We start from the raw sequence: 15,374 nt of genomic DNA on the forward strand, positions 1-15,374 counted from the left end.
CGCAACTGCAGGAGCCATGCATGAACGCGTCAGCCATCGCCAACCTCACCCGCCCCACATTGCGCAGCCGCATGCCTGGCCTGGTGCTGGCAGTCGCAATCGGCCTCGCGGCCATGCTGCTGGGGCGGGAGCTGCCGCTGATCGGCGGCCCGGTGATCGGCATCGTGCTGGGCATTATCGTACGCAACCTGCTGGCGCCCGGTGAACGCTACAGCCCGGGTATCGCGTTCGCCGGCAAGCAGGTGCTGCAGTGGTCGATCATCGCGCTGGGGTTCGGACTCAGCCTCAGCCAGGTGGCGAAGACCGGTCTCGAATCGTTGTCGGTGACCCTGGTGACGATGACCGTGGCGTTTCTCGCCGCGTGGCTGCTCGGGCGCTGGCTGGGTGTGCACGACAAGCTGAAGATCCTTATCGGCGTGGGCACCGCGATCTGCGGTGGCTCGGCGATCGCGGCAGTGACGCCGATCATCCGGCCTGACGATCACGACACCGCGTTCGCGATCTCCACCATCTTCCTGTTCAACCTGGTCGCGGTACTGCTGTTTCCCCTGCTCGGCCATCTGATGCACATGTCGGACATGGGCTTCGGCCTGTGGGCCGGCACCGCAATCAACGACACCTCGTCCGTGGTCGCTGCCGGCTACAGCTACAGCCATGCGGCCGGCGACTACGCCACCATCGTCAAGCTGACCCGCGCCACCCTGATCATTCCGGTTTGCCTGGTGCTGGCCTTCGTGGTCGCCGCACGCGAAAAGCGCAGGCACCGGCAGGAAGGCAGCGTCGGTCATTTCAGCCTGGCCAGCATCTTCCCCTGGTTCATCCTGTGGTTCCTGGTCGCCTCGGCGATCCGTACCGCGGGGCTCATCCCCGCAGCCATACAGCCGGCGATTCATACCGCGGCGGAATTCCTGATCGTCGTGGCGCTGACCGCGATCGGCCTGTCGGCGAACCTGCGCCGGATGGCCTCGACCGGCGTTCGGCCGATTCTGCTGGGGCTGGGTGTGTGGGCCGCAGTGTCGGTCAGCAGCCTGCTAGTGCAGTTGGTGATCGGGCAGCTCTGACGTTTCGCCCTCCACGCCGCACGAAGCAGGCATGCCGGAACGTCCACATGGGCTGCGACCGCGATCTTTCACAACCTGTCCGACCGCCGGCGAACGCGCAAGGTCGTGCATATTGATGGTATGTAGGGCTACCTGACCGCGCGATACTGCAGCCATGCATTGAACCTGATTGAAATGGGACAAGGAGCGGCTGCACGATGAGAGTGATCGAGCGCGAAGAGGTAGCGAGACGCCTGACCTACGACGTGTGCATCCCGATCATCAGGCAGGCCATGATCGCCTTTTCAAATGGCGAGACGCGCCAGCTCCTGCGCTCGATCATTCCACTGGCTCAAGGGCACATGTTTGGAATCATGCCTGGTGCCCTGGGCGAAAGCGCGGCCTTCGGAGCAAAACTGATCAGCGTCTATCCGGAGAATTTCGCCAAAGGTCGGCAGTCTCATCAAGGGTTGGTAGTTCTGTTCGAACCCGGCACCGGAGAGCCGGTCTGCGTGGTCCACGCAGGCGAGGTTACGGCCATCCGTACTGCCGCGGCGAGTGCGGTCGCTACGGACGCCCTTGCACGTTCGGACGCGCGCCGTCTGGCGATTCTGGGTTATGGCGAACAGGCTGCAACCCATGCAAGAGCACTGCTGAAAGTACGCAGCATTCAATCCGTACGGGTGTGGGGACGTGTCCCGGAACGCACTGAGGCATTCTGTCAGCGCATGAGCGCCGAGCTTGGCATTCCTTTCAGTGGCACAGCCGAAGTAGAAGATCTGGCGAGCGACGCCGACATCATCTGTACCGTCACCAGCGCCCGCGAGCCGGTCTTGAAAGGAGCCTGGGTACGCCCAGGCACGCACATCAATCTGGTCGGTTCGAGCGTGGCCGGACCTGTCGAGGTTGATACGGATCTCGTCGCCCGGTCGCGCTTTATCGCTGACAGCCGTGAAGGCGTGCTCCGTCAAGGCGCCGAATTTCTGAGAGCGAAAGAAGCCGGCGTAATCGACGATGACCACATCGTTGCCGAGATCGGTCAAATTCTGACAGACGACATCGTGGGCCGCCGGTCCGATGCTGACATTACGGTTTACAAATCGCTTGGCCACGTAGTGCAGGATCTGGCATGCGCATGGGCACTCTACAGCAAGCCGTAATGTCCGCCTCATGTTCTTTGAGCCATCGCTACGGCCGACGTGCGGGCCGTTTCGGGCCGCACCGCGACGCTCGCCAATGATGAGTCGGGGACATGACTTCGCGAAGCCCGCTCTTCGCTGCAACACAAGAACCGCGTGGCCATTCGACCACGCGGTGCTCCATGCTCACGCTGCCTACCGTTCCCCGCGGGCATCCCGTGCAGCATGGCGTATGGCCTCCATGGCCAGCAGATAGGCGGCCGGTCCGTGACTGATGCGGGCGACGCCCGCATCAGCCAATTCACGCACATCAGGAAGCCCTGGCATCGCCATGACGTTCAGGGGCAGGTCTGTGGTGTCGCACAATTCCCGAATGGCATCCAAGTCGACCAGACCGGGAACGAAGAATCCGGAGGCACCCGCACGTGCATAGGCGGCCGCACGCTCCTTCGCCTCGGTCATCCCTTCGGGTGGCCTGATCCCGGTACCAAGGAACAGATCGGTCCGGGCATTGATGAACAGCGGTACGCCACGCGCGTTGGCCATGGAACGGATCGCTGCGATGCGCGCGCACTGTACGTTGACGCCATGCAAACCTGTCCCGTGCACGATGCGGTCCTCGAAGTTGATACCCACCACGCCGTGGTCCATCAACCGCGCAACATTGGCTGCGCAAACTTCTGGATCATCGCTGTAACCACCCTCGACATCCACGGTCACAGGGGCATCGACCGCACCGGCGATGCGGGCGATAACCTGTTCGACGAACGCGAAAGGCATCGACTCGCCATCACCATACCCCTGCGCCGCGGCAACGGCCCAACTGCTCGTCGCGATCACGGGCGAACCCGAATCACGGATGGCCACGGCGCTGCCGGCATCCCAGGCGTTGTAGAGGACGAGGGGGCTACCTTTTACATGAAGAGAAGCCAACAACTCTGCCGATTCTTTCTGCTGCACGATACGTCTCCCGAGGTGGTTGGGCTGGTGTGATTGGGTTGAGCCTGATGCATCAAGCTGCATCAAGCTCGAACGTCAGATGTTCGGCCTTGAAGGAACGAAGGAAGTCTTCTGCATCGAAGGCTTCTCCCAAGGTGAGCGCACCGCTCCGATCAAAGGAGGATTGGAGCATGCGTGTTGCCGCCTCGACCACCAGTGGTGCCGTCACGGCGTAGATGTCCTGTCCCTGCGCGCAGGCGCGGCGCGTACCCGCACCATCACGCGCGACTACCTCCATGGCGAATGTCTGTGCGGATCGCCCGCGCGCATCGATGGCCACCGGCACGGGTGTCGCAGCGTCGCGTATTTCGTTGAGGGATGCCGCATTGAGATAGGCACGCAGGTTGCGTACATGCAGATGGCGCGAGATCGTGATGATCTCGCTGAAAGGCATTTCTTCCATTTCCTGCACGCCATGCGGCGAATCGAAAGTCCATTCTTTCTTCGTCGCCGGGATTGCCATCGGTACCAAACTGCCGTTCTCCAGCACGACGCGGGGTACTCGATTGCGCTCGCCGGTCTTTCGAGTTCCCTTGGTCGGCCACCAATGATCGAGTGCGATGGCAACAGTCATGTCATCGACGGGGTGATGGCCAACCAGGGCACTGGCGAGAAGATCAGCAAGGCCACCATAAAAACCGGCTGCGGGGATGACGGCCACGCCGGCTGCGCGGGCACGCTCGTCATACAGTTCGAATATCGAGAGCGCGCTGGCTTGTTCTGCCGTGACATCCAGATAGGCACTCCCCGCCCGCAGGGCGGCTTCCACTATCGGTGATGCCGTATCCAGGAAAGGACCGGCGCAATTGATCACCACGGCGCAGCCGGCGAACGCCTGGTCCAGGGCTGCCGCATCATCAATGGTTGCGCTTCGCGCCGTCACCCCCGCTGGAGCGCTCGATACATCGCGGCCTACCGCAATCACGGGCAAACCGCGGCGCAGGAGCTCTGCGACGACGAAGGATCCGGTGTGGCCAGTGGCGCCATAGACGGCTACGGCTGCGTTGTTCTTGATCATTTTGAGTCTCCCGATTGACGCTACAGACCTGTCTGTTCTTGTAACGCTACAGAACGGTCTGTACCATGTCAACACCGAAGTTGGCCTGGTACCCGCAATGACTACGCCCTTGCCTGTTCGAAGCCGAAAAGCCGCCGGTCCCGAACCGGGGGACGTACGCGAACGGATTCTGGAATGCGCGTCGACCCTCTTTTACCGGCAAGGCGTCCGCGCCGTTGGTGTCGATCTGGTGGTTGAGCAGGCAGGCGTGGCGAAGACGAGCCTGTATCGACACTTCCGCACGAAAGACGATCTCGTCGTCGCGTTCCTGGAACGCGAGGACGTCGACTTCTGGGCTACCTGGGATGGGGTTGCGGCCAGGCACGCGAATGACCCGACCGGCGAACTGGCGGCCCATATGCGCTGGATAGGGGAACGCCTGTCGCGTTCGAACTATCGCGGTTGTCCGCAGATCAATGTCGCTGCGGAATTCCCCGAACAGGAGCATCCGGCAAGACAGGTAGCGCGCGCGCACATGCATGGACTCCGCTCACGCCTGGGTACCATAGCCAGGCGGCTCGACGTGAAACACCCGGACGTCCTGGCTGCGCAACTGGCATTGTTGATCAATGGCGCATTCGTCAGCTCGGAACTGCTTGCCACTGACGATGCGATCCGGATTCTTCTGACGTCCGCACAGGCACTGGTTCAGGCCGCTCGCTCAGCTGAGTAGGCCTGCCTCGAAACCCGGTACGGGATGCCGCTTCCGGACTTCGGGCGTTCACGGCACCGGAGCCGAAGGTCGGCCTTGGGGCGGCGGTCTCAAGCCTTCCCCTGCTCCACCAACGTCAACGCCACCTTGTCACGCAGATAGACCGGCAACGCCAGCTCGGGCGCTTGCATACGACCGGCTCTGAACTCGCGCATGGCCAGCTCGGCAACATGCGCTGCCTGCGGGTAGCGCATGCCATCGGCCGAATGCAGGGTGCCGGTGAGTCGTTCGCACAACACCGTGGCATAGGTGGCCCAGCCGCTGCCGACCACCTGCCATGCAGCGGCCGGTGGCAATCGCAAGGTGTCGGCGGTGCAGATGCGCTCCTCGTCCAGCACGATCAGTCCACCATTGTCGTCGCGGCGGTAGCAAGCCGCATAGATCTCGCCCATGCGCGCATCGATCACGGCGAGGATTGCGGTGTCTGCTTCCTCTGGCGCTTCCAGCGCCAGCGCCGCCAGCGAGGAGATGGTGATCACCGGCAGGTCCAGCGCCAGCGCCATGCCCTGCGCCAGCGACACACCGAGGCGCACGCCGGTGAACGCGCCGGGGCCGCGACCTACCGCGATCGCGTCCAGCGCGTGGCGACCGATGCCGGCTTCGGCCAGCAGATCGTCGGCCATCGGCAGCACCAGCTCGGTATGCCGGCGCGGCGCGATCTCGCTGCGCGCGATCAGTTCGTCGCCGTGGATCAGGGCGACGGAGCAGGCTTCGGTGGCGGTTTCGATCGCGAGCAGGTTCATGATCGCTCCATGATAGCGGCTGGCGGCTCGGTCGACGTGGGCACGTACGCATACCAGTCGATGCGGCGGGTCAGGTACATCATCAATCCGACCATCGTCAGCAGCACCAAGGCGCCAATCAGCAGTGCGTACTGTTCGGCTGCGATCAGCGCATACAGCATCGCGTAGATCAGCCCCAGCACGCCGCCCAGCAGCAGCCCGGCACGTCGTGCGTGCAGCACCGCCATCGCGTAGCCGCCGACCAGCACGGCCACCGCCGCGGCCGCCAGCGCATACGCCGGGCCGAAGCCGATCTGCTCGGACAGCGCCAGCAGCACCACGTAGAACGTGGCCAGCGCCGCGCCCACCAGCAGGTATTGCACCGGATGCACGCGCAACCGCTTGAGTATCTCGAACAGGAAGAACGCCACGAAGGTCATCGCGATGAACAGCAGCCCGTACTTGCCCGCGCGCACGTTGCGCTGATACACGTCGACCGGCTGGTACAGCTGTACGCCAAATGCCGACGCCTGCAGCGCCTTGTCCATGCCGTCGCCGGCATCGGCCCAGTGCTGGCCGTAGTTGCGGTTGAGGTCGAGCATGTGCCAGTGCGCGCTGAAGCCTTTCGCATCGAGCTGACGCTCCAGCGGCAAGGCCGCACCGATGAAGCTGGGGTCGCCCCATGGCGCGTGCATCGTCACATCGGTGTTGCGCGCCAGCGGCAGCAGTTGCATCGATTCGGTGCCGGCCAGCCGGAGGCTGATCTCGACATCGATCGGCTGATCGGCAAGCGCATCCAGATCCAGCGGCACCACCACGTTCGGCCATGGCCCCAGGCGATCGGCCGACGAATCGAAGCGCACCGGCTTGCCGTTGATGCGCAACTCGCTCACTTCCTGCAGGCCGCGCAGGTCGCCGATCGGCAGCCGCAACTCGGCCTTGCCGCCCTGCCATTGCGCGTTGCTGGCGTGGCGAAACTGGGCCAGGCCCTGCGGACGGAACTGCGCACCGAGCTTCACCGTGGAAACGAACACCGGCGCGGTGTAGATGCCGTAGCTTCGGGTCTGCACGGCCATTGCCACGTCGATCTTCAGCTCGTCCGCCAGCATGCTCTCGCTGCCGACTTGCACTTGTGGCGGCTGATTCGCGGCCACGGCCAGTTGGCGGATCGTCGGTACCGTCAGCACTGGACCGCCGAGTACCTGCTGGCCACCCCAGCCCTGCGCGATCTGCGCAATTGCTGTCTCGCGCAGTTGCTGGCGTTCACTGACCAACCCGCTCACCTGCATCAGCGGTATCGTCATCAGCAGCGCCAGTACGCCGATACCCAGCACCTTGGCCGTCACCGTCTGTGTCCATGAGCCCATCGCACCGCCCTCCCCGGAATGGAGCGTCGACTACACCACTCGCAACGGCGGCAACGCGGGCAAGCGCGGCCTGCCTGCTGGCCGCAAGATGGCTGGCGGATGACCGCGAAACTTCGCGCCGCCGCCGCGGTCACTGCCAGGACAGGCAAACCAATCGGCCCGGACAGGGGAACGCCATGCACACGATCGCGAAGTTTCTGGCCCGCAACAAGGGCTTCATCACCTTCATGCTGTGCATGATCGTGTTCCGCAGCGCGGTGGCCGACTGGAACGTGGTGCCGACCGGCTCGATGCAGCCCACCATCAGGATCGGCGACCGCATTCTCGTCGACAAGCTGGCCTATGACGTGCGTCTGCCATTCACCCACGTCTCGCTCGTGCACCTGGCCGACCCGCAGCGCGGCGACATCGTGGTACTGGATTCGCACGCTGCCCACGAGCGGCTGGTGAAACGGGTGATCGGCCTGCCTGGCGACGAAGTGGCGATGCGCGGCAATGTGCTCACCATCAACGGCCGCGCGGCCAGCTATGCCCCGGGCAACTACAGCGGCATCCACGACGACCTGCAGAATCCGGCACATTACGAAATCGAGCACTACGGCGACATTCGCCACGCGATACGGCTGTCGGTGAACTGGCCCAGTCCAGCCAGCAACTTCGGGCCGGTGAAAGTACCCAAAGGACAGTATCTGCTGCTCGGCGACGATCGCGACAACAGCATGGATTCGCGCTACTTCGGCTTCTTCCCGCGCAACGAGATCATCGGGCGCTCGCGCTACGTGGTCGCGTCACTGGATCCGCAGCATCACTACCTGCCGCGCGACCATCGCTTCGGCACGGCGCTCGACTGACGTTTCAGGCCGGTGGCTGCCACAGCTCGATCCGCGTGCCTTCCGGATCCATGATCCAGCCGAAGCGGCCCAGTTCGTTGGTGTCCGTGCGTTCGTCCACCGTGACGCCGGCGGCACGCAGTTGCGCCAGCAGCACATCGAGATCGTCCACCCGGAAATTGATCATGTATGGCTGCGTGCTCGGCGCGAAGTAACCGCTGTCGGCGGCGAACGGTGCCCATAACGTGCAGCCGGGACGCTCAGCGTCCTCGTCGAAGCGCACGCCGCCCCAGTCTTCGAGAGGCAGGCCCAGATGCTTCGCGTACCAGGCACTGAGTGCTGCCGGGTCGCGCGACTTGAAGAAGATCCCGCCAAGTCCGATTGCCCTTGCCATGTCCCGCCTCCTCAACCCGTAGCTGCTGCCGCGGTCTTCGCATCATCAAAGAATGTCTGCACATCCGCCAGTTCGCGCGTACGCGGCATCGGCGGCAGGCTGGCCAGGAACAGCTTGCCATAACCCTTGGTGGTCAGCCGCGGATCGCACAGCACCAGCACGCCGCGATCATGCACGTCGCGGATCAGCCGACCAGCGCCCTGCTTCAGGGCGATCACCGCACTGGGTACCTGCCAGCCCATGAACGGGTTGATGCCGGATTGTTCCAGTGCCTCCAGCCGTGCCATCAGCACGGGATCGTCCGGCGCAGCGAACGGCAGCTTATCGATCACCACCACGCTCAATGCCTCGCCGACCACGTCGACGCCTTCCCAGAAGCTCGCCGCACCCAGCAACACGCCGTGGCCGCTGGCGCGGAATTCCTCCAGGAGACGCGGTCGCGGCGCGGTGCCTTGCACGAACAGCGGCCACGGCACCTTGTCCTGCAGCAGCTCGGCCGCACGGCGCAGCGCGCGATGCGAGGTGAACAACAGGAACGCGCGGCCGTTCGAGGCATGCAGCACCGGCAGCACGGTCTCGATCACTTGCTCGGTGTAATCACGTGCATTCGGATCGGGCAGACCGGACGGCAGATAGCACAGTGCCTGCCGTGCGTAGTCGAACGGGCTCTCCAGGCTCAGCGTCTGCGGATCATCCAGTCCGAGCTGGCGCGCGAAATGGTCGAAGTTGCTGGCCACCGACAGCGTCGCCGAGGTGTGGATCCACGCCGCATGGGTGCGCTCGCGCAGGCCGCGCATCGGCACCGCCAGATCCAGCGGTGTGGCGTACAGCGCGAAGCCGCGCGGGAAGGTTTCGTACCAGCGCACGTCACGATCGCCGTGCGACTCGACGATGCGCTCCAGCCGCTCGGTGAACAACGCAGCGCGTTCGTGCAGGTTGGTGAAGCCGCGCGAGCGCTCGGCCTGCGAGGCGAGCAGTTCGGCCAGCGTGGCCAGCAACTCGCGCAGGTCGTGCAACCCTTCGCGCACGTCGGCGCGATCCTCCAGTGGCTGAAACGCACCGCGCGCCGGCAACGCATCCATCGCCAGCCGCAGCTTGCGCAGTGCATCCTGCAGCGCTTCGACCGGCTCCAGCAGCAGACCGATCGCACCGGTGACGCCGTTGCATTCGGTCAATGCATCCTGAGCCAGCTCGCTCAGCTGGCGTGCGCTGACGCTTTGCGAGAAGAACTGCCCGGCCAGCTCGGGAATCTGGTGTGCCTCGTCAAGGATGAAGGCCGCCGCACCTGGAAGAATTTCGCCGAAGCCTTCCTGCTTCAGTGCCAGGTCGGCAAACAGCAGATGGTGGTTGACCACCACCACATCGGCCTCCAGCGCCTCGCGACGCGCCTTCACCACATGGCAGTCATCGAAGAACGGGCACTCCACGCCTAGGCAATTTTCCGGTGTAGAGGTGACGCGTGGCCACAGCGGCGATTCCTCCGGCACCTCGGCCAGTTCCATCCGGTCGCCACGTCGCGTGCGTGCCGACCAGGCACGGATCGTCGCCAGCTGCGCGGCCTGCGTGCGCTCGAACGTGGCACCCTCGCGCACGGTCTGATCGAGCCGGTGCAGGCAGAGGTAATTCGCGCGTCCCTTCAGCAAGGCCGTCTTCAGCCGCGCGCCAAGCACCGAACGCACCTTGGGCAGGTCGCGGAAATACAGCTGGTCCTGCAACGCCTTGGTGCCGGTGGAGATGATCACTCGCTCGCCCGACAACAGCGCCGGCACCAGGTAGGCGTAAGTCTTGCCGGTGCCGGTGCCCGCCTCGGCGATCAGCGTGTCGCGTCCGGTGATCGCCTGTTGCACCGCCCGCGCCATTACCTGCTGCGCCAGCCGCGGCGCGAAGTTCGGCAGCTCACGCGCAAACGGGCCATCGGCACCGAGCAGGGCGCCGACATCATCGGACCCGATGTCATCGAAATCAGTCATCCATCAAGTATGGCCGAGTGGACCGGCGCGGCAAACCGTGCTGGCGGGAACCGCGGACGGTGCAGGCACATCTACTGGACAGTGTCACCGTCCGATCCACCAAAGGAGAATCGACATGAGACTATTCGCCCCCTCGATGGCGCCCGCGCTCGATCTGCTCGATATTCGCGGGCAGCCCATCGTGATCGGCGGCAACGGTCGCCGTACCCTGCTTTCGTTCTTCCGCGATGCCGCATGCCCGTTCTGCAATTTCCGTATCTACGAGCTGACCAACCATTACCCGGCGTTGTCTGCGCTCGGCCTGGACATCGTCGCCGTGTTCAGCGCCTCGCAAGCCGAAGTACTGCGCTTCGCCGGGCGCCGTCCGCGCCCTTTCAGTATCGCGGCCGACCCTGCCTCGACCGCGCATGAGATCTACGGCATCGAGCGTTCGCTGTGGCGCAAGCTGAAGGCCATCGTGCTGCGCATTCCAACTCTGATCAGGGGCCTGCGCCTGGTCGGCCTCGCCGGCCTGAACACCGGCAACCTGATGCCCGCTGATTTCCTGATCGACGAACACGGCCGTATCGTGGAGGCCTACTACGGCAGCGACGCCGGCGACCGCATTCCGATCGAACGCATCGAACTGTTTCTCGCACGCGGACTGATCAGGCGCGCAGCATGATCCATCGCCTCGTGCCGGTCACATCGGCGGCGGCGTGCCGATGACGCGACATGTCCACTGGCGAGGACAACCGCGAAGGTCCACCATGCCGTCACCATCACGGGAGAGCGCATCATGACGACCGAGCTGTGCATGCTGATGTGGAGTGTCGTACTGGGACTGGTGCAGATCGCACTGGCCGCCGCCTGCTCGGTCGGCCAGCGCGGGCTGGGATGGGCCGCCAGCGCACGCGACGAGGTCAAGCCGCCGCTCAGCGGCATCGGTGGCCGCCTCGACCGCGCCCGCGCGAATTTCCTGGAAACTTTTCCGCTGTTCGTCGCCGTCGTGCTGACTGCCCATCTGCTGCAGCGTCACGACAACCTGACCGTACTGGGTGCGCAGCTCTACTTCTGGGCACGACTGGCCCATTTGCCAGTCTATGCCGCCGGCATTCCCTATCTGCGCACGCTGATCTGGGCGGTGAGCATCGTCGGCATCGTGCTGTTGCTGACCGCGCTGTTCTGAAAGCTCATTTGCGGGAGCTTCGCCCCTCGGTGCCGTCATTTCCGCGGCTTTCGACGGCCGAATGGCTGGTCAAGCGGGAATGACGGCAAAAAAGCGGACCTTTCGAGGTTCCTTCGAGTTTTCTGCTGACTGAGATGTCAGTTCAATAGCGTGAAATCCCCGCCTTGTGACATTGCTGCACCCACTTGCGCGCAGTGTCGGCACCCGCTTCATCTCCGGCCTGCAGGCGCATTTCCACGATGGTCTGCCAGTTGCGCGCACATAGCGGGCCCAGCTTGGGCCCGAGCGACCACGATTGATGGGCGAGCTTTTCGGCCGTGACGTAGTCCTTCAGGCGCACCGCGATCTCGGCGCGATCCTGCAGCAGGTCGGGCGAATCCGGACTGAGCTTGATCGCCTGATCGAGCTTGGCCGCGGCATCGGCGTAACGGCCAGCCTGCTCGTCATTCTTCGCGACCTCCTGCAAGGCGGTGACACCGGGATCGCGCAACGGGTTGACATCGATGACGGATTTTTCGCGATCACCGGCCGCACGTATCGCGCCGATCATGTCATGGTCCGGCACCACCGTCGGCTTGACCGGTGCCGGTGCTCGCTCGAACAGGCTGCAGCCGCCCAGCAGGATGAGGGACAACAGGACGAGGGACAGCGAGGGGCGCTTGAACGAGTGCAACATGATCAGTTCCGGATGGGGGTATCGGTTGCGGCAGGCACCGTGCTGGCGGCGGACGCCGGATGGTTGCCGCCGCCGAACAGGCTTTGCACACCCTGCCAGAAGCAGCCCTCGCTATCGCTGGACAGCGTCCCGGCAATCACCGGCACCTGCCGCGCACCTTCGCACTGCGGCTCGGTGCGCTTGCCGTCGGCCGGGTTGATCCAGGCCATTTCCAGCCCGGCGGCGGGTACGGCGGACAATGGCCGCGTGGGCAGTTTCGCGAACAGTTCGCGCCATGCGCGCAAGGCGCCGGTGGCGCCGAACAGGCCAGTCGACTTGTTGTCGTCGCGCCCCATCCAGAACACCGCCAGATGCTCGCCGGTGAAGCCGGCAAACCAGCTGTCGCGGGTGTCGTTGCTGGTGCCGGTCTTGCCCGCGGCATGCAGCCACGCCAGCCCGGAATTGCCGATGGCGCTTGCGGTGCCGTTCAACGCCACCTGCTGCATCGCCCAGGTCGTCAGGTGCACCGCGTCCTGGTATTCGCCGTTGCCGCCCTGCACCTGATAACGCTTGATGGTTCGCCCATTGCCGTCGACCACGCCGCGCACCGCCACCAGCGGCAGCGCATGGCCGTCGGCGGCCAGGTACTGGTACAGCTGGGTCAGTTGCAGCGGAGCCAGATCCAGCGCACCGATCAGCAACGACGGGCCGGGATTGACGTTGCTGAGGCCGAACGATTCGAGGAACGACTTGATCCGCGGCAGGCCCACGGCCAGACCGAGACGAATGCTGGCCAGATTCCACGACTGTTCCAGCGCTTCGACCATCGGCACCTGGCCGTGGCTCTGGTTGTCGTCGTTCTGCGGCGTCCACATGCTGCCATCGGACTGGCGCATGCTGATCGGGCTGTCGTCGAGCAGGCTGGCCAGGTTCCAGCGCCCGGGCTGGGTCAGCGCCACCAGGTAGACGAATGGCTTGATCGTCGAACCGATCGGGCGACGCGCATCCAGCGCACGGTTGAAGCCCTGGTCGCCCGGAATCTTGCTGCCAACCACGGCCAGTACGCTGCCGGTCGGCGCATCGGTTACCACCGCCGCCGCCTGCAGCGTATCGGCGCGCTTGCCCAGCGCCTTCATCGCGCCGGTGATCGCCTGCTCGGTGTACAACTGGGCGGCCGGATCGAGCGTGGTGAAGACCGACAGATTGCCCTGGCTCAGGGTTTCGTCGTCGAAATCGGCGGTGATCTGCGTACGCACCAATTGCATGAACGCGGGGAAGCGGTTGTGCGGCAATTGGCCGTTGCTGACGATATCCAGCGGCGAGGCCTGCGCGGCGTTGACCTGCGCGGCGGTAAGCAGGCCCGTATTGGCGAACTCCTGGAGCACCAGGTTGCGCCGGGCCAGCGCACGCGCCGGCGCGCGGCGTGGATCGTAATAGCTCGGCCCCTTCACCATGCCGACCAGCAGGGCGACCTCCTGCGGCCGCAGATCCTCCAGCTGGCGGCCGAAGTAGAACTCCGACGCCGCGGCAAACCCGTGCACGGCCTGATCGCCCTGTTGGCCTAGGAATACGTCGTTGACATAGGCCTCGAGAATCCGATCCTTGCCGTAATGTGCCTCCAGCAGCATCGACATCAACGCTTCGTTGATCTTGCGCGTGAAGTTCTGGTCGCGGCTCAGGAACAGGTTGCGCACCAGCTGCTGGGTCAGCGTGGAACCGCCCTGCACGGTATGCCCGGCGCGCAGGTTGGCGAACGCGGCGCGCAGGATCGCACCGAAGTCGACGCCGATGTGGTGCTTGAAATCACGATCCTCGACAGCCTGCAGGCCGGTGACCAGCAGCGGCGGCACATCGGCCAGGCGCACGAAGCGGCGTTCCTCCTGTTTGGCACCGTACAGCGTGGCGATGCGTGCCGGATCGAGGTGAGTCAGCTCGATGCTCTTGCCCGTGGCGACATCCTGCACCGACTGCACTTCCCCCTTGCCCAGGGTGACGCGGATGCGCTTCGGCAGTTCGCCGCCATCCGGGCCGGCGTAACCGCGCGAGGAAATCGTGTAGCGCGTGCCCTGCTTCATCCAGCTGCCCGCTACCTGGCCGTGGCCATCCTCACTGTAGCCGGCGAAGGTCAGTTCCAGTTCCAGCGCAGCCGGTGTCATCGGCGTATCGGCGCCCAACGGCAACGGCCGTGCATAGACGCGGGTGGGCACGGCGAACACCAGATCGTTGAAGCGATCCTGCACGCGCTTGTTCAGCACCAGCGTATAAGGCAGCACGAAGCCGAACAACAGGCCGGTGCCGATCCAGAACGGGATGCGCAACCAGGGCCAACTGGCGCGAGCGAGCGAACGTGTACGGGTCAATAGATCCAACGTGGGGGAATCCGACGGCAAAGTGAGTCGATCATAGGGCCTGCACCCCGGCGCGCAAATGAACGCCGCGGCCGGTTTCGGGGCAAAACAAGGGCAAGGTGACGGGTTGCTCTACGCTGGCGACATCCACATCGACGATTCGGGCCGGAATGGCCGCGGACTGATGCCCAGTAGCCGGCGCAATTCATCGTTGTCCGCGACCAGGTCGGTGTCCAGCCGGTTCAGCGGGCCCCGCAACGGCGGCAAGGCATGCTGTCCCAGCCGCAACAGCCATGCCGGCAACGGCAACGGCACGGTGGCCCGCGGCAGGCTACGGCGCACCCGCGCAAACATTTCCGCAGCCGGCAGACGCTCGCCGCCGCCGATCGGCAGGATGCGTCCGGCCGCCGCCGGACACTCCAGCGCGGCCAGCACGGCCTGCGCGATGTCGTCCGCATGCACCGGCTGGCGCAGGCCACGGCCCGCCGGCAGCGGAAACAGCCTCAGGCGCATCGCGCGGCGGGCAATCGGAGTCAGGCTCTTGTCCAGTCCGGCGCCATAGACCAGGGTCGGTCGCAGCACGGTCCAGTCGCAGCCGTGACGGGCGCAGGCTGCGGCCAGCGCCGCCTCGCCGTCGCGCAGCTGGCGCGAGATGTTGCGCTCGGCCGGCACGCTGGAGTCGCGCTTGGTCTCGGCACTCATCGAACTGGTGGCGATCACGCGCGGCGCATCGCTCAGCGGAGCCTGCGACAACCATTCCGCCAGCGCCCACAGCGGGCCAAAGCTGATGATCGCCGACAACGGTGGCAGCACCGGCACGATATCGGGCAGCGCACCCTGCAGCCAGTTCACGCCAGCTTGTGCCGGTCGCGGACGCCGGCTCAGCGCCAGCACCTGCTCGCCACCGGCCAGCAGGCGGGGCAACAGGAAATGGCCGATCTGACTGCTGCCGCCGAGAACCAGTACTGTCATG

The 15,374-nt window shown here is 64.9% G+C and carries 15 protein-coding genes; 6 read left to right on the forward strand and 9 right to left on the reverse strand.

From position 1 onward, the window contains the following. Positions 1–20: 20 nt before the first annotated feature. Together ACYVKM_RS00925 and ACYVKM_RS00930 are read left to right on the forward strand one after the other, a co-directional pair. Positions 21–1,061 (forward strand): YeiH family protein, encoded by a 1,041-nt coding sequence (locus ACYVKM_RS00925; RefSeq protein ID WP_460875109.1) that lies wholly within the window; start codon positions 21–23, stop codon positions 1,059–1,061. 197 nt (positions 1,062–1,258) lie between these two features. Continuing rightward, positions 1,259–2,200, forward strand: a complete 942-nt coding sequence (locus ACYVKM_RS00930) for an ornithine cyclodeaminase family protein (protein WP_460875110.1) — start codon at positions 1,259–1,261, stop codon at positions 2,198–2,200. Positions 2,201–2,374: 174 nt separating this feature from the next. Here ACYVKM_RS00930 and ACYVKM_RS00935 read toward each other — a convergent pair whose 3' ends face one another. Both ACYVKM_RS00935 and ACYVKM_RS00940 read right to left on the reverse strand, forming a co-directional pair. Further along, entirely contained in the window at positions 2,375–3,139 is a 765-nt protein-coding gene (locus ACYVKM_RS00935; RefSeq protein WP_460875111.1) for an isocitrate lyase/PEP mutase family protein, read from the reverse strand. Between the two features lie 52 nt (positions 3,140–3,191). Beyond that, entirely contained in the window at positions 3,192–4,196 is a 1,005-nt protein-coding gene (locus ACYVKM_RS00940; protein WP_460875112.1) for a saccharopine dehydrogenase family protein, read from the reverse strand. Positions 4,197–4,293: 97 nt separating this feature from the next. Here ACYVKM_RS00940 and ACYVKM_RS00945 point away from each other — a divergent pair, with 97 nt between their 5' ends. Further along, positions 4,294–4,908: a TetR/AcrR family transcriptional regulator gene (locus ACYVKM_RS00945; protein ID WP_460875113.1), complete on the forward strand. Its 615-nt coding sequence runs from the start codon at positions 4,294–4,296 to the stop codon at positions 4,906–4,908. A gap of 89 nt (positions 4,909–4,997) precedes the next feature. Here ACYVKM_RS00945 and tsaB read toward each other — a convergent pair whose 3' ends face one another. Further along, complete coding sequence (gene tsaB, locus ACYVKM_RS00950; protein WP_460875114.1) at positions 4,998–5,690, reverse strand: tRNA (adenosine(37)-N6)-threonylcarbamoyltransferase complex dimerization subunit type 1 TsaB; 693 nt, start codon at positions 5,688–5,690, stop codon at positions 4,998–5,000. After that, the gene (creD, locus tag ACYVKM_RS00955; protein ID WP_460875115.1) at positions 5,687–7,036 is read right to left on the reverse strand and encodes a cell envelope integrity protein CreD; all 1,350 of its coding nucleotides are present in this window, start codon (positions 7,034–7,036) and stop codon (positions 5,687–5,689) included. The genes tsaB and creD overlap by 4 nt, the downstream gene beginning before the upstream one ends. 176 nt (positions 7,037–7,212) lie before the next feature. On the opposite strand from creD, the gene lepB reads away from it, so the two are divergent. Beyond that, a complete protein-coding gene (gene lepB / locus ACYVKM_RS00960) occupies positions 7,213–7,887 on the forward strand; it encodes a signal peptidase I (RefSeq protein WP_460875116.1) in 675 nt (224 codons plus the stop codon). 4 nt (positions 7,888–7,891) lie between these two features. On the opposite strand, the gene ACYVKM_RS00965 is transcribed toward lepB, so the two are convergent. Together ACYVKM_RS00965 and ACYVKM_RS00970 are read right to left on the reverse strand one after the other, a co-directional pair. Beyond that, the gene (locus tag ACYVKM_RS00965) at positions 7,892–8,260 is read right to left on the reverse strand and encodes a VOC family protein (RefSeq protein ID WP_460875117.1); all 369 of its coding nucleotides are present in this window, start codon (positions 8,258–8,260) and stop codon (positions 7,892–7,894) included. 11 nt (positions 8,261–8,271) lie between these two features. Then, positions 8,272–10,230 carry an ATP-dependent DNA helicase gene (locus ACYVKM_RS00970; protein WP_460875118.1) on the reverse strand — a complete coding sequence of 653 codons (1,959 nt, stop codon included), beginning with the start codon at positions 10,228–10,230 and terminating at the stop codon, positions 8,272–8,274. A gap of 115 nt (positions 10,231–10,345) precedes the next feature. Here ACYVKM_RS00970 and ACYVKM_RS00975 point away from each other — a divergent pair, with 115 nt between their 5' ends. Next, positions 10,346–10,894: a redoxin domain-containing protein gene (locus tag ACYVKM_RS00975; RefSeq protein WP_460875119.1), complete on the forward strand. Its 549-nt coding sequence runs from the start codon at positions 10,346–10,348 to the stop codon at positions 10,892–10,894. Positions 10,895–11,008: 114 nt separating this feature from the next. After that, positions 11,009–11,398 (forward strand): MAPEG family protein, encoded by a 390-nt coding sequence (locus tag ACYVKM_RS00980; protein ID WP_460875120.1) that lies wholly within the window; start codon positions 11,009–11,011, stop codon positions 11,396–11,398. A 142-nt stretch (positions 11,399–11,540) separates the two neighbouring features. Here the strand turns inward: ACYVKM_RS00980 and ACYVKM_RS00985 are convergent, their stop codons facing one another. The 3 genes from ACYVKM_RS00985 to ACYVKM_RS00995 form a co-directional block, all read right to left on the reverse strand. Then, the gene (locus tag ACYVKM_RS00985; RefSeq protein WP_460875121.1) at positions 11,541–12,074 is read right to left on the reverse strand and encodes a tetratricopeptide repeat protein; all 534 of its coding nucleotides are present in this window, start codon (positions 12,072–12,074) and stop codon (positions 11,541–11,543) included. Between the two features lie 2 nt (positions 12,075–12,076). Beyond that, the gene (mrcB, locus tag ACYVKM_RS00990) at positions 12,077–14,422 is read right to left on the reverse strand and encodes a penicillin-binding protein 1B (protein ID WP_460875122.1); all 2,346 of its coding nucleotides are present in this window, start codon (positions 14,420–14,422) and stop codon (positions 12,077–12,079) included. A gap of 111 nt (positions 14,423–14,533) precedes the next feature. Next, positions 14,534–15,373 (reverse strand): SDR family oxidoreductase, encoded by an 840-nt coding sequence (locus tag ACYVKM_RS00995; RefSeq protein ID WP_460875123.1) that lies wholly within the window; start codon positions 15,371–15,373, stop codon positions 14,534–14,536. Position 15,374: the final 1 nt, after the last annotated feature.

The organism is Rhodanobacter koreensis (assembly GCF_054782855.1).

Bases quoted from the DNA above. Each gene is read 5' to 3' on its own strand.
- ACYVKM_RS00925 (WP_460875109.1), top strand. From the start codon at position 21: ATGAACGCGTCAGCCATCGCCAACCTCACCCGCCCCACATTGCGCAGC.
- ACYVKM_RS00930 (WP_460875110.1), top strand. From the start codon at position 1,259: ATGAGAGTGATCGAGCGCGAAGAGGTAGCGAGACGCCTGACCTACGAC.
- ACYVKM_RS00940 (WP_460875112.1), bottom strand. From the start codon at position 4,196: ATGATCAAGAACAACGCAGCCGTAGCCGTCTATGGCGCCACTGGCCAC.
- ACYVKM_RS00945 (WP_460875113.1), top strand. From the start codon at position 4,294: ATGACTACGCCCTTGCCTGTTCGAAGCCGAAAAGCCGCCGGTCCCGAA.
- tsaB (WP_460875114.1), bottom strand. From the start codon at position 5,690: ATGAACCTGCTCGCGATCGAAACCGCCACCGAAGCCTGCTCCGTCGCC.
- creD (WP_460875115.1), bottom strand. From the start codon at position 7,036: ATGGGCTCATGGACACAGACGGTGACGGCCAAGGTGCTGGGTATCGGC.
- lepB (WP_460875116.1), top strand. From the start codon at position 7,213: ATGCACACGATCGCGAAGTTTCTGGCCCGCAACAAGGGCTTCATCACC.
- ACYVKM_RS00965 (WP_460875117.1), bottom strand. From the start codon at position 8,260: ATGGCAAGGGCAATCGGACTTGGCGGGATCTTCTTCAAGTCGCGCGAC.
- ACYVKM_RS00970 (WP_460875118.1), bottom strand. From the start codon at position 10,230: ATGACTGATTTCGATGACATCGGGTCCGATGATGTCGGCGCCCTGCTC.
- ACYVKM_RS00975 (WP_460875119.1), top strand. From the start codon at position 10,346: ATGAGACTATTCGCCCCCTCGATGGCGCCCGCGCTCGATCTGCTCGAT.
- ACYVKM_RS00980 (WP_460875120.1), top strand. From the start codon at position 11,009: ATGACGACCGAGCTGTGCATGCTGATGTGGAGTGTCGTACTGGGACTG.
- ACYVKM_RS00985 (WP_460875121.1), bottom strand. From the start codon at position 12,074: ATGTTGCACTCGTTCAAGCGCCCCTCGCTGTCCCTCGTCCTGTTGTCC.
- ACYVKM_RS00995 (WP_460875123.1), bottom strand. From the start codon at position 15,373: ATGACAGTACTGGTTCTCGGCGGCAGCAGTCAGATCGGCCATTTCCTG.